Origin of the sequence: Neisseria subflava (assembly GCF_024205745.1) — a bacterium.
Classification (GTDB): Bacteria; Pseudomonadota; Gammaproteobacteria; order Burkholderiales; family Neisseriaceae; genus Neisseria; species Neisseria flavescens_B.
Genome location: NZ_CP073117.1, coordinates 640,879 through 666,515 on the forward strand (window position 1 = coordinate 640,879; position 25,637 = coordinate 666,515).

15 protein-coding genes, 2 tRNA genes, 3 rRNA genes and 3 pseudogenes are annotated in these 25,637 nt (G+C 49.6%); 9 read left to right on the forward strand and 14 right to left on the reverse strand.

From position 1 onward, the window contains the following. Positions 1 to 63: 63 nt before the first annotated feature. The 3 genes and pseudogenes from KCG55_RS03150 to KCG55_RS03160 all read left to right on the forward strand — a co-directional run bounded on the left by KCG55_RS03150 (position 64) and on the right by KCG55_RS03160 (position 3,884). Positions 64 to 1,538 (forward strand): annotated as a pseudogene (locus KCG55_RS03150) (surface lipoprotein assembly modifier). 290 nt (positions 1,539 to 1,828) lie between these two features. Beyond that, the gene (locus KCG55_RS03155) at positions 1,829 to 3,325 is read left to right on the forward strand and encodes a subtype B tannase (protein WP_254323627.1); all 1,497 of its coding nucleotides are present in this window, start codon (positions 1,829 to 1,831) and stop codon (positions 3,323 to 3,325) included. 250 nt (positions 3,326 to 3,575) lie between these two features. Then, positions 3,576 to 3,884: a DUF2459 domain-containing protein gene (locus tag KCG55_RS03160; protein WP_254323376.1), complete on the forward strand. Its 309-nt coding sequence runs from the start codon at positions 3,576 to 3,578 to the stop codon at positions 3,882 to 3,884. A gap of 40 nt (positions 3,885 to 3,924) precedes the next feature. Here the strand turns inward: KCG55_RS03160 and KCG55_RS03165 are convergent, their stop codons facing one another. Then, positions 3,925 to 4,932, reverse strand: coding sequence for an IS5 family transposase (locus KCG55_RS03165; protein WP_254323377.1), 1,008 nt, complete (start codon positions 4,930 to 4,932; stop codon positions 3,925 to 3,927). 59 nt (positions 4,933 to 4,991) lie between these two features. On the opposite strand from KCG55_RS03165, the pseudogene KCG55_RS03170 reads away from it, so the two are divergent. Both KCG55_RS03170 and aroG read left to right on the forward strand, forming a co-directional pair. Next, positions 4,992 to 5,434, forward strand: a pseudogene (locus KCG55_RS03170) (DUF2459 domain-containing protein); the annotation flags it as partial. Positions 5,435 to 5,713: 279 nt separating this feature from the next. Further along, on the forward strand, positions 5,714 to 6,757 hold the full coding sequence (gene aroG, locus KCG55_RS03175; RefSeq protein WP_254323379.1) for a 3-deoxy-7-phosphoheptulonate synthase AroG: 1,044 nt from the start codon (positions 5,714 to 5,716) through the stop codon (positions 6,755 to 6,757). Between the two features lie 189 nt (positions 6,758 to 6,946). Here aroG and KCG55_RS03180 read toward each other — a convergent pair whose 3' ends face one another. Beyond that, positions 6,947 to 9,124 (reverse strand): TonB-dependent siderophore receptor, encoded by a 2,178-nt coding sequence (locus KCG55_RS03180; protein ID WP_254323380.1) that lies wholly within the window; start codon positions 9,122 to 9,124, stop codon positions 6,947 to 6,949. A 212-nt stretch (positions 9,125 to 9,336) separates the two neighbouring features. Next, on the reverse strand, positions 9,337 to 9,942 hold the full coding sequence (gene wrbA / locus KCG55_RS03185; RefSeq protein WP_254323381.1) for an NAD(P)H:quinone oxidoreductase: 606 nt from the start codon (positions 9,940 to 9,942) through the stop codon (positions 9,337 to 9,339). A gap of 99 nt (positions 9,943 to 10,041) precedes the next feature. On the opposite strand from wrbA, the pseudogene KCG55_RS03190 reads away from it, so the two are divergent. The 4 genes and pseudogenes from KCG55_RS03190 to xth all read left to right on the forward strand — a co-directional run bounded on the left by KCG55_RS03190 (position 10,042) and on the right by xth (position 14,753). Next, positions 10,042 to 11,243, forward strand: a pseudogene (locus KCG55_RS03190) (YihY family inner membrane protein). A gap of 99 nt (positions 11,244 to 11,342) precedes the next feature. After that, positions 11,343 to 13,124 carry an extracellular solute-binding protein gene (locus KCG55_RS03195; RefSeq protein WP_254323382.1) on the forward strand — a complete coding sequence of 594 codons (1,782 nt, stop codon included), beginning with the start codon at positions 11,343 to 11,345 and terminating at the stop codon, positions 13,122 to 13,124. Between the two features lie 414 nt (positions 13,125 to 13,538). After that, on the forward strand, positions 13,539 to 13,817 hold the full coding sequence (locus tag KCG55_RS03200; RefSeq protein ID WP_070460616.1) for an ArsR/SmtB family transcription factor: 279 nt from the start codon (positions 13,539 to 13,541) through the stop codon (positions 13,815 to 13,817). A 165-nt stretch (positions 13,818 to 13,982) separates the two neighbouring features. Continuing rightward, positions 13,983 to 14,753 (forward strand): exodeoxyribonuclease III, encoded by a 771-nt coding sequence (gene xth / locus KCG55_RS03205; protein ID WP_254323383.1) that lies wholly within the window; start codon positions 13,983 to 13,985, stop codon positions 14,751 to 14,753. A 231-nt stretch (positions 14,754 to 14,984) separates the two neighbouring features. Here xth and KCG55_RS03210 read toward each other — a convergent pair whose 3' ends face one another. The 11 genes from KCG55_RS03210 to KCG55_RS03260 all read right to left on the reverse strand — a co-directional run bounded on the left by KCG55_RS03210 (position 14,985) and on the right by KCG55_RS03260 (position 25,191). Beyond that, positions 14,985 to 15,356, reverse strand: a complete 372-nt coding sequence (locus tag KCG55_RS03210; protein WP_070460620.1) for a hypothetical protein — start codon at positions 15,354 to 15,356, stop codon at positions 14,985 to 14,987. After that, positions 15,353 to 15,913, reverse strand: a complete 561-nt coding sequence (locus KCG55_RS03215; RefSeq protein WP_070460621.1) for a hypothetical protein — start codon at positions 15,911 to 15,913, stop codon at positions 15,353 to 15,355. Before KCG55_RS03215 ends, KCG55_RS03210 begins: the two co-directional genes overlap by 4 nt. Next, positions 15,903 to 16,370 (reverse strand): hypothetical protein, encoded by a 468-nt coding sequence (locus KCG55_RS03220; RefSeq protein WP_107769084.1) that lies wholly within the window; start codon positions 16,368 to 16,370, stop codon positions 15,903 to 15,905. The genes KCG55_RS03215 and KCG55_RS03220 overlap by 11 nt, the downstream gene beginning before the upstream one ends. A 65-nt stretch (positions 16,371 to 16,435) precedes the next feature. Next, entirely contained in the window at positions 16,436 to 18,454 is a 2,019-nt protein-coding gene (gene uvrB, locus KCG55_RS03225; protein ID WP_254323384.1) for an excinuclease ABC subunit UvrB, read from the reverse strand. Positions 18,455 to 18,673: 219 nt separating this feature from the next. Next, positions 18,674 to 19,087 carry a type IV pilin protein gene (locus KCG55_RS03230; protein WP_254323645.1) on the reverse strand — a complete coding sequence of 138 codons (414 nt, stop codon included), beginning with the start codon at positions 19,085 to 19,087 and terminating at the stop codon, positions 18,674 to 18,676. Positions 19,088 to 19,348: 261 nt separating this feature from the next. Then, positions 19,349 to 19,636, reverse strand: coding sequence for a ComEA family DNA-binding protein (locus tag KCG55_RS03235; protein ID WP_254322411.1), 288 nt, complete (start codon positions 19,634 to 19,636; stop codon positions 19,349 to 19,351). 307 nt (positions 19,637 to 19,943) lie between these two features. Continuing rightward, positions 19,944 to 20,057 (reverse strand): 5S ribosomal RNA (gene rrf, locus KCG55_RS03240). A gap of 95 nt (positions 20,058 to 20,152) precedes the next feature. Then, positions 20,153 to 23,039: ribosomal RNA gene (locus tag KCG55_RS03245) — 23S ribosomal RNA — on the reverse strand. A gap of 348 nt (positions 23,040 to 23,387) precedes the next feature. Next, positions 23,388 to 23,463 (reverse strand) — tRNA-Ala (locus KCG55_RS03250). Positions 23,464 to 23,468: 5 nt separating this feature from the next. Further along, positions 23,469 to 23,545 (reverse strand) — tRNA-Ile (locus KCG55_RS03255). Between the two features lie 105 nt (positions 23,546 to 23,650). After that, positions 23,651 to 25,191, reverse strand: a 16S ribosomal RNA gene (locus KCG55_RS03260). Together the 16S, 23S and 5S rRNA genes with 2 tRNA genes alongside form the textbook arrangement of a ribosomal RNA operon. Positions 25,192 to 25,637 lie beyond the last annotated feature (446 nt).

Genomic DNA, 25,637 nt, shown 5'->3' on the forward strand with positions numbered 1-25,637 from the left:
AATTTGTGACTCAAAACATTGTACAATCTGCCCACTTATACCGATAACATCCCCAACATTGCCATGAAAAAACGTCTGCTCCTCCTCGCCATCCTTCCCCTTTCCCTTCACGCTGCCGATGTGCCGCCTGATGTAAAACCCGAGCTTCAAGTCAACACTGCCGAACCCCAACAACCCGAAGCGCACAACATCCCTGCCGAGCAGACAAACAGGCCGTCTGAAAAAATCATTAACGTCGATGCCGACACCCTGCTTGCCAACACAGAATTACTGGCACGCGCCATGTATTCCGCCGTCGTCGCCCACAACACCCCGGCATCAAGGCCGTTTTGCCCATTTACGAACAATGGCCCGAACACGACCGCGCCATGGCACGCTATGCCAAAGGTTTGCTTGCCCAATCCGAAGGGCGCGCCGCCGAAGCCATCGGCCATTACCGCCGCTTTATCGCCGAGCAGCCCGACGCTTCCGCCGTCCGCTGGCAGCTTGCGACCGCCTTGTTTGAAGACAAACAAAACGAAGCCGCGGCCAACCAGTTCGACAAACTGCAAACCGAATCCCTCCCGCCTGCCTTGCAAGAACGCATCGAAACCTATCGCAAAGCCCTGCGCGAACGCGATTCATGGCAATTCAACGTCGGCTTGAACATCACGCGCGAACAAAACATCAACCAAGCCCCCGGCCAACGCCGTCTGGGCAACCACCTGAGCGATGAACAATGCCGCGCCGTGCGCCTTGCCTATCCCGACGACGACTGCTTCCGAGGCTGGACATTCCCCGAACCCATCGATGCCACTGCCATCCATTACCAAATCGGCGCAGAAAAAAAATGGTCGCTGCCCCGCGGCTTCTATGCCACGGCAGGCGCAGACCATTACGGCAAAATCTATCCCAAACACACCAACTACAACGACCTCACCACACGCTTTTCGGCAGGCATCGGCTATGCCGACCAGCGCAACGATATCGGCATGACCCCGTTCCATGAACGCCGCTTCTACGGCAACGACCCCTACACCTACACCAACGGCGCACGCCTCCACTACAACCATTGGTGGCAACCCAAGCTGCAAACCCTCAGCGCATTTGAAGCAGGCCGTCTGAAAAACGGCCGCCGCGAGCATTCCAACAACACCAGCCAACTGCTCAGCAACTCCATCGTGTACTACCGCAACGCGCGCCAATACTGGGTAGCCGGTATCGACCTCTACCGCGAACGCAACCGCGACGACAAAAGCGACAGCTTCAACCGCTACGCCCTGCGCACCACATGGGGACAAGAATGGCCCAAAGGCCTCTCCACCGTCCTACGCCTCAGCGCCGCCCAACGCCATTACCAAGCCCCCAGCTTCTTCAGCAACGAACAAAACCGCCGCGACAAAGAAGCTTCCGCCTCCCTGAGCGTATGGCATCGCGCCCTCCATTTCAAAGGCATCACCCCGCGCCTGACCATTGCCCACAACAAAACATGGAGCAACGACAAGTTCTACGAATACGGCAAAACCAGAATGTTTGTCGAATTGAGCAAAACGTTCTGACAAGCAGAACCAATCTGTGAATAAAGCAAAAATGCCTGTCCTGCATACTGATTTACAAGACAGATTCAAACTTTTACAGATACCGAATCAATAGATTTTTTAAGGCATAATGTCTCATTAAATTCATATTTATCAAATAGATAAAATTCAAACCGATATTATTTTACCAACGTAATGTACAACACCGCATAACGTTACAAAAAAATCAGGCCGTCTGAAACCCGACTTGGTGTTTCAGACGGCCTTGGTATTGGTTATTATATCCGTTCACCTCTTCAGAAAGTATGATGATGAACGCCCTGAACAAAACCCTCTTATCCGTTTCTGTCGCGCTAGGATTGAGCGCCTGCGCTTCCGTCAAAACCGCAGACACCTACGACCTAGACTTCTCCAAACAAAAATACACCGAACAAAGCATCGAAGTAAACGGTCAAGCCGTCAAATTCCGCGCTTACGAGGGCGTGGTTTACGTCCGCAATCCTGTCGATACCCGTTACGAAATCATCAATATTTATGTACCCGAAGCCTATTACAACGGCGGCGAGATAGATGGTTTCAATGCTGAAACCGCACCGATTTTCCTGCCCAACCAAATCGGCGGTTATATGCCTGCCGAACCGGGTAAACCTGCTTTGGAAGGCAAACGCGGCGAGCCTGAAGACGGCCAAAAATCGCCCAACGCCGCCCTGGTTGCCCTCTCCAAAGGCTACGTCGTCGCCTCTCCTGGCGCACGCGGCCGGACAGAATCCACCGGTAAAGCACCTGCCGCCATTGTCGATTTGAAAGCCGCCGTCCGCTATCTGAAAGCCAACGACAAAGTTATGCCCGGCGATGCTGAAAAAATCATTTCCAACGGCACAAGCGCGGGCGGCGCGATGTCCGCTCTCTTAGGTGCAACAGCCGACCAAAAAGATTACGAAAAATATCTGAAAGCATTGGGTGCGGCAGACGGCAGCGACAAAGTTTTCGCCGTATCCGCCTACTGCCCAATTACCGACTTGGATCATGCCGACATGGCTTACGAATGGCAGTTCAACGGCGTTAACGACTACAAAAAAATGAACATTTCCATGCTCGACTACCGCGTCAAACGCGAGCTGGTCGCCGGCACGCTGACCGATGACGAGAAAAAACTGTCCAACCTCCTCAAACCCTTATACCCCGCCTATCTCAACAGCCTGAACCTGAAATCCCCCGAAGGCAAACCACTGACGCTGAATGCCCAAGGCAACGGCAGCTTTAAAAACCATATTGCCGGCCTGCTCGCCCAATCCGCACAAACCCAGCTTGATGCAGGCAAAGACCTGAGCGACCGCACTTGGCTGACCGTCCGCAAAGGCAAAGTCGTCTCCGTCGATTTTGATGCCTACGCCAAAGCCGCCGGCCGCCAAAAAACACCGCCCGCCTTTGACGGCGTAGATTTAAGCGCAGGCGAAAACCAACTCTTCGGTACCAATACCGTCGACAAACGCCACTTCACCGCGTTCTCCATGCAACACAACACCGCCGCCAACGCAGAAATCGCAGATGAAGAAACCATCAAAATCATGAACCCGCTCAACTACATCGGCAAACCGGGGGCGAACCTACCGCAAAACTGGCGCATCCGCGTCGGCACCAACGACCGCGACACCTCACTGGCAGTCTCCGCCGTCTTAGCCGCCAAACTGCAAAACAACGGCCAAACCGTCGACTACGCCCTGCCTTGGGATGTCGGCCACGGCGGCGATTATGACTTGGACGAACTGTTTGCCTGGATGAAGCAAGTCAGCAGTTCTGCAAAATAATCGTTCGCAACATAGATTGAGATGAGATTTTGTATCCCGTTTTAATTGGAAAAAGGCCGTCTGAACATTTTCAGACGGCCTTTCTTATTCACATTAAACAACCGTTTTTATTATTGGTCGTAAGATACCACCCTCTCATTTCTAATGAAAAAAGTACAAATTTAATAGAAAATACATACCTTCAAACTTAATCGCCTTTAAAAAACGAATGCGCTCCTTTCTCCACATCCTCAAAAAAATCGGCAAAATAGTGCTGATCATCCCTATTTTTGCCCTATTGTATTTTTTATCTGCTTGGATAATGGCTTCATTGCCGCTTAATGAAGATCAACCCAAAGGGGAAATTACTTTATTTTTAGTCAGTAACGGCGTGCATACTGATGTAGTCATGCCGCTGAAGAATGATATTTTTGATTGGTCGGATGTCGTCAATCCGAAAGACACGCTTCCTGAGACCTTTGCAAAATTCCTTTTCCCCCAAACAGCCGAAATCCAAACACAGGTTTTCGGCTGTTTTCATCCAAAATCGCTTCTGATTCTACTCAAATACCCCCCTTAATCCTCTTTGAATACCTGATAATCAGGCATCCGGCCGCCTTTTAGGCAGCTACAGGCGCACTTAGCCTGTTGGCGGCTTTCAACAGATTCAAACACATCGCCTTTAGATGGCTTTGTGCACTCACTTTGCTCAGTCCGAAATAGGCTGCCCGGGCGTAGCGGAATTTACGGTGCAACGTACCAAAGCTTTGTTCGACCACATAACGGGTCTTCGACAAATATCGGTTGCGTTTGGTTTGCGCTTCCGTCAGCGGATGTTTACGGTGGGCTTTGCGCATAATGCCGTCCTGCAGTCGACGCTCTTCCAGATATTGACGGTTTTCCGCACTGTCATAGCCTTTATCGGCATAGATAGTCGTGCCTTCGGCTATCCCTTCTAGCAAAGGCGACAGATGTTTGCACTCATGGGCATTGGCGGGGGTAATGTGCAGTTTCTCGATATAGCCTTCCGCATCGGTGCGGGTATGTTGTTTGTAACCGAGTCTGTAGAGGCCGTTTTTCTTTATCCAACGGGCATCTTTGTCTTTACTCGGTGTAGTTTGGCCTCTGACTTGTCCTTCCTCATCAACTTCTATGGCCTGGCGCTGTTTGCTGCCGGCGGTCTGAATAATGGTGGCGTCAACGGCGGCGGCGGATGCTTTCTCTACTTTTAGGCCTTTTTCGGTCAGTTGGCGGTTGATCAGTTCCAATAATTCGGACAGGGTGTCGTCTTGCGCCAGCCAGTTGCGGTAGCGGCATAAGGTGCTGTAATCGGGGATGCTCAGTTCGTCAAAACGGCAAAACAGGTTGAAATCGATGCGGGTGATGAGGCTGTGTTCGAGTTCGGGATCGGAGAGGCTGTGCCATTGTCCGAGCAGGATAGCTTTGAACATGGACAACAGGGGATAGGCGGGACGGCCGCGGTGGTCTCTAAGGTAACGGGTTCTTTGACGATTCAGGTATTGTTCGATCGGCTGCCAATCAATCACCTGATCCAACTTCAATAGTGGGAAACGGTCGATGTGTTTGGCGATCATGACTTGTGCGGTTTGCTGGAAGAAGGTGCTCATGAGAAATCCCCTAAATGTCTTGGTGGGAATTTAGGGGATTTTGGGGAATTTTGCAAAGGTCTCTTTCTACTAATCCTCAAATAACGCATATCGGTTTAGGCTGGGGGAACGCAATTTTTATTTATACACGCCTGAGTGGAAAGATTTGACTTTCTCCAATGCCTTAGGGGCATTAAGCGGGCTGAACCGTACGCTGATTCATATTACTTATTATTCTTTTGAGCCACGAGAAAATAGCCACGTCGTCAAATTTTTGGTCACGCCTGAGCAATACAGGAATTTAACAAAATCACTCTTGGCCGGTTTTCAACAAGAAAATGGGCAACCCATCTTGCTAAAAGGAGTTCATCATCAATCTAACGATGCTTTTTACGAAGCCAAAGGGCGCTATCATTTATTCAATACTTGTAACACTTGGCTAAATGACAAATTGGTGGAAAGCGGCCTAAAAGGCGTGTATTGGACTCCTTTCTCTTCGCCCTTGCTGGAACAATACCGATAGTCTCCATGCTTCTCAATTTTTGGGTCTCTGTAAAACTTCAGGCCGTCTGAACTTTTTCAGACGGCCTATATTTTGATAAAAGCTCAAAGCCCTTTATTATATAAATGAAATTTTTTAATGGCATTAAATTTTAATTTTAATAAACAAATAGATTTTAAATTCTATAAAATTATTGAAATAAAGAAATTTTAGAATAAAATTGCTAAAACAAAAAATCAAGCCTTGTTTAATTTCGCTAAAACCTGTAACCTGTATCAAAAATAAACAAGAGAGTCCATCATGTCCCAACACCACCCTACCGACGATATTAAGATTAAAGAAGTCAAAGAGTTACTCCCTCCAATCGCACATTTGTATGAGCTGCCTGTTACGCCTCAGGTTGCCAATTTGGTTTATAAAACACGTCATGAGATTTCGGATTTGGTTCACGGCCGCGACAACCGTTTGCTGGTCATCATCGGCCCATGCTCGATTCACGATACTAAGGCGGCAGTAGAATATGCGCAAAAATTGCTGCCCTTGCGCAAAAAATACGAGAAAGAGCTGCTGATTGTAATGCGCGTGTATTTTGAAAAACCGCGTACAACCGTTGGCTGGAAAGGCTTGATTAACGATCCGCACTTGGACGGTACGTTTGACATCAACTACGGCCTGCGCCAAGCGCGTCAGTTGTTGCTGACTTTGAACGAGATGGGCATGCCTGCCTCGACTGAATTCTTGGACATGATTACGCCGCAATACTACGCCGACCTGATTTCTTGGGGCGCAATTGGTGCGCGTACGACTGAAAGCCAGGTACACCGCGAATTGGCCAGCGGCCTCTCCTGCCCTGTCGGTTTTAAAAACGGTACGGACGGCAACCTGAAAATCGCCATCGACGCCATCGGCGCCGCCAACCATCCGCACCACTTCTTGTCTGTAACCAAAGCCGGTCATTCTGCGATTGTCCACACCAGCGGCAACCCTGACTGCCATGCGATTTTGCGTGGCGGTAAAGAGCCTAATTACAGTGCGGAACACGTTAAAGACGCGGTTGCCCAGCTTCAAAAAGCCGGCGTGAGCAGCAAACTGATGGTGGACTGCAGCCATGCCAACAGCCGTAAAGACTTCCGCAAACAAATGGATGTGGCGCGTGATGTTGCGGCGCAGCTGAAAGCCGGTGAAGAAAACATCATGGGCGTGATGGTGGAAAGCCACTTGGTTGAAGGCCGTCAAGATAAGCCTGAAGTTTACGGTCAAAGTATTACGGATGCCTGCATCGGTTGGGATACAACTGAAGCATTGCTGGCCCTGCTTGCCGAAGCGAAAGGTTACCAAGCGTAAGTGCGAAACCATTAAAAAGACCGGATATGTTCCGGTCTTTTTTGTGTCTGTTATTTTGATTTCTTTGCTCAAGATACCGAGCAAGTTTTAGTCAGGTTTGACATCAAAACAATATGAGAAAAAAATTCAGGCCGTCTGAAAACCCGATAATTTAGGTTTTCAGACGGCCTGCACTATTTTTCTTTTCAATTAGAACGTATGTTTAACCGTTGCAGTTACACTACGCGGCGTGCCGTACACATGAATATCTGGCATGGTGCGATAGCGTTTGTTAAACACGTTTTCAAAGTCCAAACTGATGCGGGTGGATTTGCCGATTTTATAATGACCGGTCAAGTCCAGCGTTGCGTACGGACGTTGGGTCAACGCGGCGGCGGCGGCCGGATTGATGTCTGCAGGGTATTCGTCCAGCGTGTGGCTGCGGCTTTGCCAGTTGACGTTGGCTCCCAGGTTCAAACGGTCGGTCACGTCATACGCGGTAAAGAGTTTGAACAAATGAACCGGGTAAGACGGATGCAGTTGAACACCTTCGCTGTCTTTAATTTTGGAACGTGCATAAGACGCATTCAACAGCCATTTGTCGCTCAGGCGGCCGCCGACAGAGAGTTCCACGCCTTTTGTTGTGGTGTTGTCGGCTGCGCGGTAGTATTCCTCGCCATTTGCGAATTTGCCTGCAACCACGCCCAAATGGTCGCGTTTGTTCATAAAGACGGAGGCGGAAGCATTCAGACGGCCTTCAAACCATGAGGCTTTCAAACCGGTCTCGTAGGTTTTGCCGCGTTGTGGTTTGAGCGCCGCGCCGTCTTTGGTCAGGTAACGCACTTGCGGACGGAAAATGGTGGTGTAAGACGCATAGGCAGTCAGATTGTCACCGATGTCGTAGGTTACGCCCAAATAAGGAATGAAAACGTTTTGTTTGTGGCTGCTGTGTGCGAATTTGTTACGGCTGGTGCTGTAACGGTAACGCCAATCCACAAAACGGCTGCCGCCGATAAAGGCGAGCTTGTCGGTCAGTTTGAAACGGGTCGAGCCGTAAACCGACAGGTTTTTCATGCGTGAAAAACCATCGCGCAGATACGGCATATCGGGTTTGGCGATGTTGCCGTCAAATTTACGCAAATCAGGAATCGTCGATTCGCCTTCTTCATAGAAAGACAGGTTTTCTTTGTTGTCCTGATAGCTGATGCCCGCATTGAACTCATGCGAACGGCCCAATGCAGGATAGTGACCATCCAAAGTCAGGGAGAAATCTTGGTCACGATATTTGCTGCGATCGCGGTCGGATGTAAAGAGCGCGGAATAGTCGGGATTGATTTCGTATGTACCGGCAATGCCTGAAACGATGTCGTTTTTGCCCGAAACATGGCTGTAATTGCCTGTCAGTTTCCAGCCGTTGTCAAACTCATGGCTGAGGGAAGTGAATACTTCAGCACTGGTGTCCTTGCCGTATGCCCAGCGTGCGGAAGAATTGCTGCGCGGCGAAGACTCAAATGGTATGAATCCAGTACGGCGCGAACCTGCTGCGGTCAGGTAGCTGAAACGCGAGCTGCCGGTATTGCGGAAACGGTGTATTTCCGTACCGAGGCGCCATTGGGTTTGCGGCGTGATATCGTAAGACAAAGTACCGTAGAAAGTGTGATTGTGGCGCGAAGTGTTCGGCAGGTAATCGCCGCCGTGGTCGCTGACCAAAATAGCGCGGCCGCGCAAGGTATTGTCTACATTTAAAGGCTGATTGGCATCAAGGACGAAGCGGTAGTGGTTCCACGAACCGACACCGGCTTCTACGCTGATGGCTGGCTTGGCAGTCGGTTTCTTGCGTTCCAAAGCAACCGTACCACCCGGCTCGCCCATACCGCCGTTAGACAAACCGCTTGCGCCGCGTACGACGACGACTTGTTCGTACAATGTGCTGTCCAGATTGTTGGTGCCGCGACGGATGGCTTTACCGTCGTAAAGGAATTTGGGTGCACCATCCACGGAAATGCTGTCAATCGCCTGACTGCGCGAAATAAATTGGCTGTGGCCGGATACGTTGTTGCCCATTTTGCTGTGGAACACGCCCGGTGTTTGTTTCAACACGTCCTGCAAGGTATCCAAACCTTGGTCGTCCATTTGTTTTTCAGTGACGACAGACAAGGACTGCGGCGTTTCACGCTGGGTCAGGCGGATGCCTGTCGCGGCGGAGGAAGCGGGAATGGTGTAGTTGGAAGTAGTCTGTTTTCCGACACCTTGGACGGTAACTGTCGGTAAATCGACACGCTCTTGCGGCTGGGTATTTTCTACTTCGGTCGCAACAGAATACGCCGAACACAGCGCCAGACTGACGGCAAAGCTTAATTTGCCATAGGGAAATACAGGTAGTGACATAGCTTCTCCAATTAGCTTATCTTTACAATTTGGTCGCAGATTCTATCAAAAAGAGGTAGCCCGATGAAACTATGTTCTAATCACTATTTTCTAAGTAGTTCGTTTAATTCAAAATATTTATTCTTAAGCTAGTCCTAATTGACTAAAAAAGGCCGTCTGAAACCCATATCATTAGGTTTTCAGACGGCCTTAATCTTTTTATTACAAGGTAATCAATCTGCCAATTTTCGTACCAATTCTGCCAAACGTTTACCTTGCGCAAAGGCAATATCGTTTTCTTCGACAGTCAATGCCGGTTTGCTGTCGTGGCCGGAAACATGGCTTGCGCCGTAAGGCGTGCCGCCGCTTTGGGTATTGCTAAGCGCGGACTCGGTATATGGAATACCGCTGATGACCATGCCGTGGTGCAGCAGGGGCAGCATCATGGTCAGCAGGGTGCTTTCTTGGCCGCCGTGCAGAGAAGATGTGCTGGTGAATACGGTGGCAGGTTTGCCGACGAGTTCTGCACCGAGCCAAAGGGGAATGGTGCCGTCGATAAAGTATTTCATCGCGGCGGCCATATTGCCGAAACGTGTCGGGCTGCCGAGCGCAAGGCCGGCGCAGTTTTTGAGGTCGTCGGCAGTCGCGTATGGCGCGCCTTCGTCGGGAATGCCTTTTTCAACGGCTTCGCAAACGGTGGAAACTTTGGGAACGGTACGCAACACAGCTTCGCATCCCTCCACGCTTTCGATACCGCGTGCGATTTGGCGGGCAAGGTTGCGCGTGCTGCCATTTTGGGAATAAAAGAGAACGAGGATTTTCAGGGGATTTGGGTTCATTTGGGGTTTCCGTTACAATGCTGTCAGGTTTCAGACGGCCTTTTAAATACTCAGGCCGTCTGAAAAGAAAAAGTTTCAATTTAGAAGTGGGAAAAGGTTATGCCGTTTTCGCAATGGTGGCAAGGTTTTTTAAAGAGTAAAGGCGTGGCGTTCGCTTGGTTTGTCGTGCGCCGTTTTGGTGAAGAGCGTGTGCCGCAGGTAGCGGCAAGCATGACGTTTACAACGCTTTTGGCTTTGGTGCCCGTGTTGACGGTGATGGTCGTCATTGCTTCGGCCTTCCCCGTTTTCGACCAATGGTCGGGGGCGTTTGTCTCTTTCATCAACCGCACCATCGTACCGCAGGGCGCGGACATGGTGTTTGACTACATCAATGCGTTCCGCGATAAGGCCACCAATCTGACGGCGATCGGTAGTGTGATGTTGGTCGTCACCTCGCTGATGCTGATTCGGACGATAGACAATGCGTTCAACCGGATTTGGCGCGTCAATTCGCAACGGCCTTGGATGATGCAGTTTTTGGTGTATTGGGCGTTGCTGACGTTTGGACCTTTGTCTTTGGGCGTGGGCCTATCGGTCGTAATCGGTCAGGTGCAAGTGGTGGGCGGCTCGGAATGGCCGAGGGTCATAACCGAGGTTTCATTTATTACGGTACTGCTGTGGGGCTTATACCGCTTTGTGCCCAACCGTTTCGTGCCGGCCAGCCATGCCTTGGTCGGCGCGGCCGTAACAGCGTTTTGCTTGGAAACGGCACGCTTTTTGTTCGCTTGGTATATGGGCAACTTTGACGGCTACAAATCGATTTACGGCGCATTTGCCGCAGTACCGTTTTTCCTGTTGTGGCTCAACCTGTTATGGACGCTGGTATTGGGCGGCGCGGTTTTGACCTCGTCCCTGTCCTACTGGCGAGGCGAAGCATTCCGCTGCAGTCTGGATGCGCGCGGCCGCTTTGACGATGTATTGAAAATCCTGCTGCTGCTCGATTCTGCCCAGCAAAACGGCAAGGCATTGCCTGTACAGGAGTTCAGACGGCATATCAATATGGGCTACGATGAATTGGGCGAGCTTTTGGAAAAGCTGGCGCGGCACGGTTATGTCTATTCCGGCCGTCAGGGCTGGGTCTTGAAAATGGGGCGGAATCCATCGCCTTGGCGGAGCTGTTCAAACTCTTTGTCTACTGTCCGCAAACGCTTAATAAAGACAAGGTCAATCAAACGGTTGACCACATCATGCAGCCCTGCTTGGAAACCTTGAACATGACGCTGGCCGAGTTCAGTGCCCATACGAAAAAACAATCCTCTTAAACCTGATGCCGTCTGAAACCAAAAATATCAAGTTTCAGACGGCCTTTGCTATAATCGGCACACTACTGAATATTACATTCGACCTACAAGGAAAAATAGATGAAAACACCAGCCCTACTCTCTCTGCTCGGTTTGATTCCATCTGCCGCCTTTGCCGCCCACGGCGTAGGCCTTGGCCAACCACCCAAATATCCGGCCAACTTCACCGCTTTCGAATACGTCAATCCCAACGCTCCCAAAGGTGGCACATTTACCACGCCTTTCCTCGGTGCTTTTGACACGCTCAACCCCTTTACCCTCAAAGGCAACCACGAATACGGCATCAGCATGCTGACGCTCGACACCCTGACCGAGCAAAGCATGGACGAACCTTACGCCGTTTACGGCCTGATTGCCGAAGACATCGCCCTGGCACCGGACGGCCTTTCCGTTACCTTCAAAATCAACCCCAAAGCCAAATTCCACAATGGTGACCCCGTTTTGGCCAAAGACGTTGCCGCTTCATTTAACATCCTGACCAAAGACAAAGCTGCCGCCCCCATGTACCACTTCTACTGGAGCGACGTGGCCAAAGTGGAAACGCCCAACGACCGCACCGTCGTGTTCCGCTTCAAACAACGCAACTCAGAATTACACATGATTCTCGGCAGCCTGCCCGTCTTCTCGCATAAAAGCTATCCCAAAGGCCTGGCCGCCGCTCCCAACAGCCTGCCGATCGGTTCCGGCCCCTACCGTTTTGCCAAAGCCGAAAACGGCCGCATCAGCGAGTTTGTCCGCGACAAAAACTACTGGGCGCAAAATCTGCCCGTGCGCAAAGGCCGCTACAACTACGACCACATCCGCATCAAATACGTCAAAGACGAAGTTGTCCGCATCGAAGGGCTGAAAGGCGGCCAATATGACTTCGTACAAGAAAACGTCGCCCGCAACTGGGCGCGCGCCTACTCCGACGAAGTCCTCAAAAAACGTAATCTGTCCAAACACGAATGGATACAAAACAGCACAGCCGGCATGCAAGGCTTCGTCATCAATATGCGCCACAAGCCCTTGGACAATATTTACGTCCGCCGCGCCTTGATTGAAAGCTTCGACTACGAAAGCGTCAACCGCCGCATCTTCTACGGCGCATACCGCCGCACCGACAGCTTCTTTACCAATAGCACCATGGCCGCAACCGGCAAGCCGGACAGCGCGGAAACCGCATTGCTCAAATCATTGGGTACCAAGCTGCCCGACGGCGTATTGGATCAAGACGTCCCTATGCCGCCGGTTACCGACCCCAAACTGGGCGTGCGCCCGAACCTGCTCAAAGCACGCGCCCTGCTTGAAAAAGGCGGCTATCAATACAAAAACGGCAAAGCAGTCGACAAACAAGGCAAACCGCTGACCTTTGAATTCCTCGCACCAAGCAAAAACTACGAACGCATTACCTCCAAATGGCAGAGCGACCTCGCCAAAATCGGCATTACCATGAACGTGCGCACCGCCGACTCCGCCGTGTACCAAAAACGCATGAACGACTTCGATTTTGACGTGACCACCGGCTACTACGGCAACAGCGAAAGCCCCGGCAACGAGCAATACGACTACTTCAGCTGCGCCGCCGCCAAAACCGAAGGCAGCCGCAACCTATCCGGTGTCTGTCATCCTGCGGTTGAAAAACTGTTGACCCATTTCAACAGCTTTACCAACCGCCAAGAGCTGCAAACCACCTCGCGCGCGCTCGACCGACTGATCCGCCACCAATACACCATCGTTCCAAACTGGTTCGCCGACCGCTACCGCGTCGTGTACCGTAACGATGTAGGCATTCCGTCCAAGCTGCCGAAATACTACGACCCCATCACCTTCGCCATGACCGCAGGCTGGAAGAAAAAGTAGTCGCATTTCGACAACACGTCCAAGCATCTGACAAGCCTTTGGCGTGTAGTCCTAAGCATAGAATCATAAAACCTAGTTGTTTGTTTAAAAACAATCAATCGGCTGATTCAAAACAAACATAAAAGAAAAAACAACTTAAAGCCAAATCAAAGGCCGTCTGAAACATCCGTCAGCAAAATCATCTGCAACGGAACATTTCAGACGGCCTTTTCGTCTCTTTTCAATCCATTTTTGCAACCGAAGCAAAATATCGAAAATGAACAAAAAATTGCAAAACAATGCCCTCAAATTTTACAAAACCGTGTACACTGCAAGGTAAGAGTTTGAATTATAAGGTTAATCTTAATAAAAACTACAATCATCCAAATTTAACCCAAATCAAGCATTCATATAACAGACAAAAGGAACAATAATATGGAAATCAAGCGTCTCTCTACCATTCTCAAACTGATTGCCAACCCCGAACGCATGGCCATCCTTTTTCTGCTGCTTAACGGCGACCGCAGCATTACCGAACTGGCACAAGCGCTCGACTCCTCCCCGACCGGCATCGCCAACCACCTCGCACGCCTGCGCACCGAAGGCATCATCGATTTCACACGCTACCACCGCATCATCGAATACCGCATCATCTCCGAAGAAGCCACCACCATCCTCAATACCCTGCGCACGCTCAAAGACCAAGCCGAATAAACAAATAATTCCATATCACAACAACAAGGCCGTCTGAAACATCAGCTTTCAGACGGCCTGCCACTTTCAGCCCATATCGAAAAATAAACCAATCCGCTACAATACCGCCCATGCCCACAGGCGCAATCCGCCGCCTTCCCACCCAACAGCACACACGGAAACATCATGAAAATCGCTACTTGGAACGTCAATTCCCTCAACGTCCGCCTGCCCCAAGTACAAAACTGGCTAGCCGACCACCAAGCCGACATACTCGCCTTACAAGAACTCAAACTCGATCAAGACAAATTCCCGGCAGCCGCCCTGCAAATGATGGGCTGGCACTGCGTCTGGAGCGGCCAAAAAACCTACAACGGCGTCGCTATCATCAGCCGCCACGAGCCGCAAGACGTACATTGCGGCCTTCCCGCCCTCCCCGACGACCCGCAACGCCGCGTCATCGCCGCCACCATCAACGGCGTGCGCGTCATCAACGTCTATTGCGTCAACGGCGAAGCCCTGGACAGCCCCAAATTCCAATACAAAGAACAATGGTTTGCCGCATTGACCGAGTTTGTCCGCACCGAAATGGCTGCCCACCCCAAACTCGTCCTGCTCGGCGACTTCAACATCGCCCCGGCCGATGCCGACTGCTACGACCCCGAAAAATGGCACGAAAAAATCCACTGTTCCTCCATCGAAAGACAATGGTTTAAAAACCTACTCGACCTCGGCCTGACCGACAGCCTACGCAAAATCCACCCCGAAGGCGCGTTCTACACATGGTTCGACTACCGCGGCGCCATGTTCCAACGCAAACTCGGCCTGCGCATCGACCACATTCTCAGCAGCCCCGAACTCGCCGCCACCCTTACCGACGTCACTGTCGACCTAGAAACCCGTGCCCAAGAACGCCCCAGCGACCACACACCGGTAATTGCAGAGTTTGACTGCTAACACTTTGAATTAAGAAAAAATCAGGCCGTCTGAAAACTGGATTTCAGACGGCCTTTATTCTAAAAGTTTTCAGACGACATTTGAGGTCTTCTGAAAGTTTGAAATAATGGTTTGAACGGAAAAGAACGCGTGCGTGCGTACCGCACATACACTACACGTCGGTTTTAAATTTTGTGCCACCTGCAAGTAGAGTATGGCGCAACCACGCAACGTGGTTGGTGGAGATACAGGCTACGGCTTGCTAGTAGTCATATGAAAAGGCGTTCGTTCTGTGAACTCCTGAATAAATTTATAAACTAAATCTTCAAAGATTTCTTGTGCAACATTTTTTATTTTTGCATCATCTGGTAACTCTGCATGCACCAAGCTAAATTCAAATTTAACCCAAATAGACGCTGTTAAAATGAACTCTTTGCTTGTGCTAGACACATCTGCAATTGCAGTAACTTTAAACTCTGTATCAGATTTCTTTTCTATTTGTGGTTGTGCAAGAATTTGCATTTCTCCACCGCCAATATCATCTCTTGATATTGAGTCTAAGGATGTTTTATAAAATAAATCTTTAAAAAATATTGATTTATTTGATAATTTAATATCATTCATTTTACATTACTCACCAAAGAATTGTTTCCACAGATAATATCTTGAATTTGATGCTGATTATTTGGTAATGAATTTCCAATATACTGACTTTCTAAAATTCCCTGAAACTCAGAGTTGCAACTAAAATTATTATTAACTGTAACATTAACTAATTTTGATATCGTTTGCGTGTTATCATTATGTTTTATAATGGAGAAATTTCTAAAGTCTTCAGCTATCTTTACCTCAGGATTAATATTTAACTTCACGGTATTAAATTTACTATCTTCTAAATAGCAAACTTTTTGACCTTCATAAGCAGGCATAAGCTTAACATATTTATTAAAAACAGAAAAAATATCTGCCAATTCTTTTAATCTAATATTAGCAAAGCCCTCCAATAAACCTGTCACATATGCCTCATTTTTCCCTAACAGTTTTTGCAATTCCTCAGGTTGGATTTGGGCATATTCCATCTCTAGAGCCAGTCTTTCTGACAATTCAATAAGAATATCTTCTTGATATACTGCTTGATCAAATTCACTTCTACTACTTAAAGCTAGTACGTTAGTCTTCATAACTGAATCCATTTTTTTCGAATTTATCTTTTTCTTGCAAAGAAATTTCTGTATCTTTTGGATGTAATTTTTCTGTTTGTTTTCTCAAAAAATGTGTAATACACATTAGTTCCTCACCATATGGGTTGCAATCCCAAAAATAAGCACGTAAATGAGCTAAATCATTAATAGAACCATTTTCTTCATTGAATTTATCCCAATCGGTACAGTGAGCATATTTAATTGCTTTAAATGGATATTTTTCATTATTTATTGCTTCTGGCATTTTTAAAGCTTCCCCATTTATGTATCTACGAATCCTAGCAACAAGCCCAACAGCGGGCGTTCCAAATAACTCGTGAACTTTATTAAGTTTATTTATACCATTTGTATCTCTTTGCGCTTGCTCCAAAATAACAGATATTTTTACTGTCCCTTTATAAAACAAATGTGGTGGATAATCATTATAACCATGCATTTTGTTTATCATCCATAAATAAGGTATTTATTGTGAGAAATAACATTTTTGAAAGTATAGCACAGTTAAAACAACAAATTCTCTTTAATCCCCCGAATCCTATCCCGCAACACAGCCGCTTCTTCAAACTGCAAATCCCTAGCTGCCTGCTGCATGGCTTTTTCCAGTTTGGCGATTTCTTTAATCGCGTCTTCTTCATTGTGAATCTCGCCGACTTTGACTTTGTTTTTGCCTTTCAGACGGCCTTTGCCGCTGTCTTCTTCGTGGTACACGCCGTCGATGATGTCTTTGACCTGTTTTTTAATCTGCTGCGGCACGATGTCGTGTTCTTCGTTGAATTTAATCTGTTTTTCGCGGCGGCGTTCGGTTTCATCGATGGCGGCTTTCATGGAATCGGTAATTTTGTCGGCGTACAGGATGGCGACACCGTTCACGTTGCGCGCGGCTCGGCCTATGGTTTGAATCAGGCTGCGGTGGGAGCGCAGGAAGCCTTCTTTGTCAGCGTCGAGGATAGCGACGAGGGAGACTTCGGGGATGTCCAAGCCTTCGCGCAAGAGGTTGATGCCGACGAGTACGTCAAACAATCCGAGCCGCAAATCTCTAATAATTTCAACACGCTCTACGGTATCAATGTCGCTGTGCAGGTAGCGCACTTTGATGCCGAGTTCGCTGTAATAGTCGGTGAGTTGTTCCGCCATGCGTTTGGTGAGGGTGGTAACGAGCACGCGTTCGCCTTTTTGGATGCGGTCGTTGATTTCGCTCATTAAGTCATCAACTTGGGTGGCGACGGGGCGGATGATGATTTGGGGATCGACCAGCCCGGTGGGGCGGACGACTTGTTCGACTACTTGTCCGGCGTGTTCTTCTTCGTATTTGGCGGGGGTGGCGGAAACGAAAATGGTTTGCGGCATGACTTTTTCAAATTCGTGGAACTTGAGCGGTCGGTTGTCTCGGGCGGAAGGCAGGCGGAAGCCGTAGTCCACGAGGTTTTGCTTGCGCGATGCGTCGCCTTTGTACATGCCGCCGATTTGGGTGACGGTAACGTGGCTTTCGTCGATGAACATGATGGCGTTGTCGGGCAGGTAGTCCATCAGCGTGGGCGGCGGTTCGCCTTCTTTTTTTCCGGAGAAGTGGCGGGAGTAGTTTTCGATGCCTTTGCAGAAGCCCATTTCGTAGAGCATTTCGAGGTCGAAGCGGGTGCGCTGTTCGATGCGCTGTTGTTCGACAGGACGTTGTTCGCGGGCGAAAAATTCGATGCGTTCGCGCAATTCTTCTTTGATGGACTCACAGGCGCGCAATACAGTGTCGCGCGGGGTAACGTAGTGGCTGGACGGGAAGACTGTGTAGCGGCCGACGCGTTGAATAAGGCTGCCTGAAAGCGGGTCAAACATATCGAGGCGGTCGATTTCGTCATCAAATAGGCTAATGCGCAAGGCATTTTCGGAGCTTTCGGCAGGGTACACGTCAATCACGTCGCCGCGCACGCGGAAGCTGCCGCGTTTAAAATCCAAATCGCCGCGTTCGTACTGCATGGAAACGAGCGTGGCGATGATGTCGCGTTGCTCGATGGTGTCACCTTCTTTGACGGACAACACCATTTGTTGATACTCGGTCGGGTCGCCGATACCGTAAATAGCGGACACGGTGGCGACGATAATCACATCATCGCGCGTCATCAGGTTTTTGGTGGCGGAAAGGCGCATCTGCTCGATGTGTTCGTTGATCGCGCTGTCTTTTTCGATGAACAAATCGCGGCTGGGCACATAGGCTTCGGGTTGGTAATAGTCGTAGTAGGAAACGAAATATTCCACCGCGTTTTCGGGGAAAAACTCGCGCATTTCGGCGTAGAGCTGGGCGGCAAGGGTTTTGTTGTGCGCCATGATGATGGCGGGGCGGCCGCTTTGCGCGATGACGTTCGCCATGGTATAGGTTTTGCCCGAACCAGTTACGCCGAGCAAGGTTTGATAAGCAAGGCCGTCTGAAAGCCCTTCGAGCAGGCCTGCAATGGCGGTAGGCTGGTCGCCGGCGGGCGGGAAGGGTTGGTGGAGTTTAAACGGAGAATTGGGATATTGGATGACTTCCATAAGACGGCCTGTTTTATGTTCAGGTAAAGAGAAGATTATAACAAAGGGCCGTCTGAAAATTGATAGTGTGCTAATCTGACAAAACCAAATATTTCATTTTCTTTCTTAGCTAACTGAGGTTGGTTGTGTTAGCCGGAACAATTAAACTACCTTTCCCCCAAAGGACGTGCCTGAGCACGTCCTTTTTCTTTATCCGCATCCTCCCTTTAGATCAGATTTCTACCCCATAAAAGGCCGACACTCCGCATCATTACCCCTAAATATCTCCTCACCGTCCGTACAGCTTCCCTTCCCCTTCATCTTCCCGCACACCACCGCCGTCAGCGACTCATTCAAGCGCAATACCCTCGGTTCCGCCTCCCTATCCAGCGCCACCGCCTTCAAAGTAAACTTCCCCTCCAAGATCCCCTTAGCCTGGCCGCTCATCCTGATACAGAAACCGCCCGCCTCCTTGACCGGCAACTCCGGCCACTTCGTCGACGTCAGCTTAAAGCTGCCCTTTTTCGTATAGAACTGCTCCATAAAGCGCGCATTTTCCAGCAGGGCGGCATGCGCCGCGCGCAGGTTGGCCGAGCGGACCGATTCCCGATAGGCCGTAAATGCCACCGTCGCCAAGATCGAAACCACCAGCATCACCACCAGCAGCTGTATCAAAGAGTAGCCCCTCTGCACAGTTGTCCCATTCCGTTTTCCGTCAAATACCTTTAAGTACATATCTTTAATTCCCTTTATCTTTTTATCCCCATCCGACAGGATGGCTATCCGTTTGTCCCTTTTCACCCAATGGCCCCATTGGTCCAAGCTCTCATTGCCGGCCCCATACAAAGCCGCCCGTCAGCCCGAACCGGCAAACGGTTCGGCATCAGGGCGGCGTACGGCAGTTAACCGTCAGGCTTATTTTTTCACGGCAGGCTGTGCGGTCTTAGGCGCGGCAGAAGAAACCGTCGCCTCCGCCTTCAACTTGTTCAGCACCGCATCACCGATGCCCTTCACGTTTTTCAGCTCCTCCACCGATTTGAACGCACCGTTCTTCTGACGGTATTCCACAATCGATTTCGCCTTAGCCGGGCCGATACCCGGCAAGGCCTCCAGTTCGGCAGAAGACGCGGTATTGATGTTCACGGCAGCCAAAGAGAACGCTGCACAGACGGCGGCAAATGCACCAAATAAAAATTTCTTCATCAGATTTTTTCCCATAACATATTTGATTGAATCAGTCATAAAGTCTACCGAATGGTTTTATCCCACTCTGTAAACACTGCACATACGCAGATAGGGCAACAGCCTATACCCGCATAAATGCTTACGACATATTAACGCAAATATCGTTTGATTTCAAATATTCTAAACAGTTAACCGTAACTTTCGGTACTTTTGTTCAAGAATAACAACAGGGCAATCATACAATACCTGTTACCCATCACCAAACCGACAGAAACGACAGGCATGTAAAAAGCCCCCGACATTAGTCGGGGGCTTCAGAATGGGTGTTTGGCGGTGACCTACTTTCACATGGAAGAACCACACTATCATCGGCGCTGAGTCGTTTCACGGTCCTGTTCGGGATGGGAAGGCGTGGGACCAACTCGCTATGGCCGCCAAACTTAAACTGTTACAAATCGGTAAAGCCTTAATCAATTATTTGGTGATGACTGAATCAGTCAGTAAGCTTTTATCTTTTGAAGTTCTTCAAATGATAGAGTCAAGCCTCACGAGCAATTAGTATGGGTTAGCTTCACGCGTTACCGCGCTTCCACACCCCACCTATCAACGTCCTGGTCTCGAACGACTCTTTAGTGTGGTTAAACCACAAGGGAAGTCTCATCTTCAGGCGAGTTTCGCGCTTAGATGCTTTCAGCGCTTATCTCTTCCGAACTTAGCTACCCGGCTATGCAACTGGCGTTACAACCGGTACACCAGAGGTTCGTCCACTCCGGTCCTCTCGTACTAGGAGCAGCCCCCGTCAAACTTCCAACGCCCACTGCAGATAGGGACCAAACTGTCTCACGACGTTTTAAACCCAGCTCACGTACCACTTTAAATGGCGAACAGCCATACCCTTGGGACCGACTACAGCCCCAGGATGTGATGAGCCGACATCGAGGTGCCAAACTCCGCCGTCGATATGAACTCTTGGGCGGAATCAGCCTGTTATCCCCGGAGTACCTTTTATCCGTTGAGCGATGGCCCTTCCATACAGAACCACCGGATCACTATGTCCTGCTTTCGCACCTGCTCGACTTGTCGGTCTCGCAGTTAAGCTACCTTTTGCCATTGCACTATCAGTCCGATTTCCGACCGGACCTAGGTAACCTTCGAACTCCTCCGTTACTCTTTGGGAGGAGACCGCCCCAGTCAAACTGCCTACCATGCACGGTCCCCGACCCGGATTACGGGTCTGGGTTAGAACCTCAAAGACACCAGGGTGGTATTTCAAGGACGGCTCCACAGAGACTGGCGTCTCTGCTTCAAAGCCTCCCACCTATCCTACACAAGTGACTTCAAAGTCCAATGCAAAGCTACAGTAAAGGTTCACGGGGTCTTTCCGTCTAGCAGCGGGTAGATTGCATCTTCACAACCACTTCAACTTCGCTGAGTCTCAGGAGGAGACAGTGTGGCCATCGTTACGCCATTCGTGCGGGTCGGAACTTACCCGACAAGGAATTTCGCTACCTTAGGACCGTTATAGTTACGGCCGCCGTTTACTGGGGCTTCGATCCGATGCTTGCACATCTTCAATTAACCTTCCAGCACCGGGCAGGCGTCACACCCTATACGTCCACTTTCGTGTTAGCAGAGTGCTGTGTTTTTAATAAACAGTCGCAGCCACCTATTCTCTGCGACCCTCCGAGGCTTACGGAGCAAGTCCTTAACCTTAGAGGGCATACCTTCTCCCGAAGTTACGGTATCAATTTGCCGAGTTCCTTCTCCTGAGTTCTCTCAAGCGCCTTAGAATTCTCATCCTGCCCACCTGTGTCGGTTTGCGGTACGGTTCGATTCAAACTGAAGCTTAGTGGCTTTTCCTGGAAGCGTGGTATCGGTTACTTCATGTCCGTAGACACTCGTCATCACTTCTCGGTGTTAAGAAGACCCGGATTTGCCTAAGTCTTCCACCTACCGGCTTAAACAAGCTATTCCAACAGCTTGCTAACCTAACCTTCTCCGTCCCCACATCGCATTTGAATCAAGTACAGGAATATTAACCTGTTTCCCATCGACTACGCATTTCTGCCTCGCCTTAGGGGCCGACTCACCCTACGCCGATGAACGTTGCGTAGGAAACCTTGGGCTTTCGGCGAGCGGGCTTTTCACCCGCTTTATCGCTACTCATGTCAACATTCGCACTTCTGATACCTCCAGCACACTTTACAATGCACCTTCATCGGCCTACAGAACGCTCCCCTACCATGCCAGTAAACTGGCATCCGCAGCTTCGGTTATAGATTTGAGCCCCGTTACATCTTCCGCGCAGGACGACTCGACCAGTGAGCTATTACGCTTTCTTTAAATGATGGCTGCTTCTAAGCCAACATCCTGGCTGTCTGGGCCTTCCCACTTCGTTTACCACTTAATCTATCATTTGGGACCTTAGCTGGCGGTCTGGGTTGTTTCCCTCTTGACAACGGACGTTAGCACCCGCTGTCTGTCTCCCGAGGAACCACTTGATGGTATTCTTAGTTTGCCATGGGTTGGTAAGTTGCAATAACCCCTAGCCATAACAGTGCTTTACCCCCATCAGTGTCTTGCTCGAGGCACTACCTAAATAGTTTTCGGGGAGAACCAGCTATCTCCGAGTTTGTTTAGCCTTTCACCCCTATCCACAGCTCATCCCCGCATTTTGCAACATGCGTGGGTTCGGTCCTCCAGTACCTGTTACGGCACCTTCAACCTGGCCATGGATAGATCACTCGGTTTCGGGTCTACACCCAGCAACTGTTCGCCCTATTAAGACTCGGTTTCCCTACGCCTCCCCTATTCGGTTAAGCTCGCTACTGAATGTAAGTCGTTGACCCATTATACAAAAGGTACGCAGTCACACCACAAGGGTGCTCCCACTGTTTGTATGCATCAGGTTTCAGGTTCTATTTCACTCCCCTCCCGGGGTTCTTTTCGCCTTTCCCTCACGGTACTGGTTCACTATCGGTCGATGATGAGTATTTAGCCTTGGAGGATGGTCCCCCATATTCAGACAGGATTTCACGTGTCCCGCCCTACTTTTCGTACGCTTAGTACCACTATTGAGATTTCGAATACGGGACTATCACCCACTATGGTCAAGCTTCCCAGCTTGTTCTTCTATCTCGACAGTTATCACGTACAGGCTCCTCCGCGTTCGCTCGCCACTACTTGCGGAATCTCGGTTGATTTCTTTTCCTCCGGGTACTTAGATGGTTCAGTTCTCCGGGTTCGCTTCGCTTATCCTATGTATTCAGATAAGGATACCTCCTAAGAGGTGGGTTTCCCCATTCGGACACCGCGGGATCATAGCTTTATTGCCAGCTCCCCCGCGCTTTTCGCAGGCTTACACGTCCTTCGTCGCCTATCATCGCCAAGGCATCCACCTGATGCACTTATTCACTTGACTCTATCATTTCAAGAACCTCTTTGACTTCGTTTGCCTACCCGTTGACTAGGGAAGCAAACTTGAAATTCCTACTTTGATAAAGCTTACTGCTTTGTTGTGTCTTAATCCTGCCTTTTGTGTTTCAGGATTAAGTCGATACAATCATCACCCAAATACTGTGTTTGTTTTCTTTTCTCTTGTGAGAGATTTTTTATCCTTTGCAAAGAACAAAAAATCAAAACAAACTCATTGTCTTTGTTTGTTGATTTCGGCTTTCCAATTTGTTAAAGATCGATGCGTCGATATTTCACTTCGCAAATCAAAATAAGCTGCTAAGTATAGCAGGCTTCCTTTGATTTGTAAAGTTCTTGGTGGAGGCAAACGGGATCGAACCGATGACCCCCTGCTTGCAAAGCAGGTGCTCTACCAACTGAGCTATGCCCCCGTTCTTGGTGGGTCTGGGAGGACTTGAACCTCCGACCCCACGCTTATCAAGCGTGTGCTCTAACCAGCTGAGCTACAAACCCGGATTCTCTTCTTAAGCGAATCTTGTCTTCACTCAAGCTTTTCTCTTCCGCATCTTTTACAGTTTACCGATAAGTGTGAATGCATCAGACCTCTTCTTTCTCTAGAAAGGAGGTGATCCAGCCGCAGGTTCCCCTACGGCTACCTTGTTACGACTTCACCCCAGTCATGAAGCATACCGTGGTAAGCGGGCCCCTTGCGGTTACCCTACCTACTTCTGGTATCCCCCACTCCCATGGTGTGACGGGCGGTGTGTACAAGACCCGGGAACGTATTCACCGCAGTATGCTGACCTGCGATTACTAGCGATTCCGACTTCATGCACTCGAGTTGCAGAGTGCAATCCGGACTACGATCGGTTTTGTGAGATTGGCTCCACCTCGCGGCTTGGCTACCCTCTGTACCGACCATTGTATGACGTGTGAAGCCCTGGTCATAAGGGCCATGAGGACTTGACGTCATCCCCACCTTCCTCCGGCTTGTCACCGGCAGTCTCATTAGAGTGCCCAACTAAATGATGGCAACTAATGACAAGGGTTGCGCTCGTTGCGGGACTTAACCCAACATCTCACGACACGAGCTGACGACAGCCATGCAGCACCTGTGTTACGGCTCCCGAAGGCACTCCTCCGTCTCTGGAGGATTCCGTACATGTCAAGACCAGGTAAGGTTCTTCGCGTTGCATCGAATTAATCCACATCATCCACCGCTTGTGCGGGTCCCCGTCAATTCCTTTGAGTTTTAATCTTGCGACCGTACTCCCCAGGCGGTCAATTTCACGCGTTAGCTACGCTACTAAGCAATCAAGTTGCCCAACAGCTAATTGACATCGTTTAGGGCGTGGACTACCAGGGTATCTAATCCTGTTTGCTACCCACGCTTTCGAGCATGAACGTCAGTGTTATCCCAGGAGGCTGCCTTCGCCATCGGTATTCCTCCACATCTCTACGCATTTCACTGCTACACGTGGAATTCTACCTCCCTCTGACACACTCTAGTCACCCAGTTCAGAACGCAGTTCCCAGGTTGAGCCCGGGGATTTCACATCCTGCTTAAGTAACCGTCTGCGCTCGCTTTACGCCCAGTAATTCCGATTAACGCTCGCACCCTACGTATTACCGCGGCTGCTGGCACGTAGTTAGCCGGTGCTTATTCTTCAGGTACCGTCATCAGACAGGGGTATTAACCCTGTCCTTTTCTTCCCTGACAAAAGTCCTTTACAACCCGAAGGCCTTCTTCAGACACGCGGCATGGCTGGATCAGGCTTGCGCCCATTGTCCAAAATTCCCCACTGCTGCCTCCCGTAGGAGTCTGGGCCGTGTCTCAGTCCCAGTGTGGCGGATCATCCTCTCAGACCCGCTACTGATCGTCGCCTTGGTAGGCCTTTACCCCACCAACTAGCTAATCAGATATCGGCCGCTCGAATAACGCAAGGCCCGAAGGTCCCCTGCTTTCCTCCTCAGAGAATATGCGGTATTAGCTAATCTTTCGATTAGTTATCCCCCATTACTCGGTACGTTCCGATATATTACTCACCCGTTCGCCACTCGCCACCCAAGAAGCAAGCTTCTCTGTGCTGCCGTTCGACTTGCATGTGTAAAGCATGCCGCCAGCGTTCAATCTGAGCCAGGATCAAACTCTTATGTTCAATCTCTAACTTATAACTTCTGGTCTGCTTCAAAGAAACCGACAGGACAATGTCTAAAACATCATCTTGTCTGTCTTTCAAACAGTGTGAGGCCTAATGCACTCACACTTATCGGTAATCTGTTTTTTAAAGAGCGAATCGAATTATACAGTACATTTAGCAAATGTCAACTAAAATTATCGAAAATTTCAACCAACTGTGTTATACTGTCTGCTTCGTTTTCTTCACCGCGTCAGCAGCGAAGAACCGAACTATACGCCTCACAACAAAACCAGTCAACACCTCTCGCAAAAATATTTTCAAAAATCCAACCACCGCCCTGTTTTAACAGGGTTTTTATTTTATAAAAAACTCCAGCAACCTTCCTACACTATCCATACATACAAAAAAACACAAAACAAAGGCCGTCTGAATTGCTCTTCCAGACGGCCTTTGTTATGTTTTCT

Coding starts and splice junctions, on each gene's coding strand:
- KCG55_RS03155 (WP_254323627.1), top strand. CDS start 1,829: ATGAACGCCCTGAACAAAACCCTCTTATCCGTTTCTGTCGCGCTAGGA.
- KCG55_RS03165 (WP_254323377.1), bottom strand. CDS start 4,932: ATGAGCACCTTCTTCCAGCAAACCGCACAAGTCATGATCGCCAAACAC.
- aroG (WP_254323379.1), top strand. CDS start 5,714: ATGTCCCAACACCACCCTACCGACGATATTAAGATTAAAGAAGTCAAA.
- KCG55_RS03180 (WP_254323380.1), bottom strand. CDS start 9,124: ATGTCACTACCTGTATTTCCCTATGGCAAATTAAGCTTTGCCGTCAGT.
- wrbA (WP_254323381.1), bottom strand. CDS start 9,942: ATGAACCCAAATCCCCTGAAAATCCTCGTTCTCTTTTATTCCCAAAAT.
- KCG55_RS03195 (WP_254323382.1), top strand. CDS start 11,343: ATGAAAACACCAGCCCTACTCTCTCTGCTCGGTTTGATTCCATCTGCC.
- KCG55_RS03200 (WP_070460616.1), top strand. CDS start 13,539: ATGGAAATCAAGCGTCTCTCTACCATTCTCAAACTGATTGCCAACCCC.
- xth (WP_254323383.1), top strand. CDS start 13,983: ATGAAAATCGCTACTTGGAACGTCAATTCCCTCAACGTCCGCCTGCCC.
- KCG55_RS03210 (WP_070460620.1), bottom strand. CDS start 15,356: ATGAATGATATTAAATTATCAAATAAATCAATATTTTTTAAAGATTTA.
- KCG55_RS03215 (WP_070460621.1), bottom strand. CDS start 15,913: ATGAAGACTAACGTACTAGCTTTAAGTAGTAGAAGTGAATTTGATCAA.
- KCG55_RS03220 (WP_107769084.1), bottom strand. CDS start 16,370: ATGCATGGTTATAATGATTATCCACCACATTTGTTTTATAAAGGGACA.
- uvrB (WP_254323384.1), bottom strand. CDS start 18,454: ATGGAAGTCATCCAATATCCCAATTCTCCGTTTAAACTCCACCAACCC.
- KCG55_RS03230 (WP_254323645.1), bottom strand. CDS start 19,087: ATGCTGGTGGTTTCGATCTTGGCGACGGTGGCATTTACGGCCTATCGG.
- KCG55_RS03235 (WP_254322411.1), bottom strand. CDS start 19,636: ATGAAGAAATTTTTATTTGGTGCATTTGCCGCCGTCTGTGCAGCGTTC.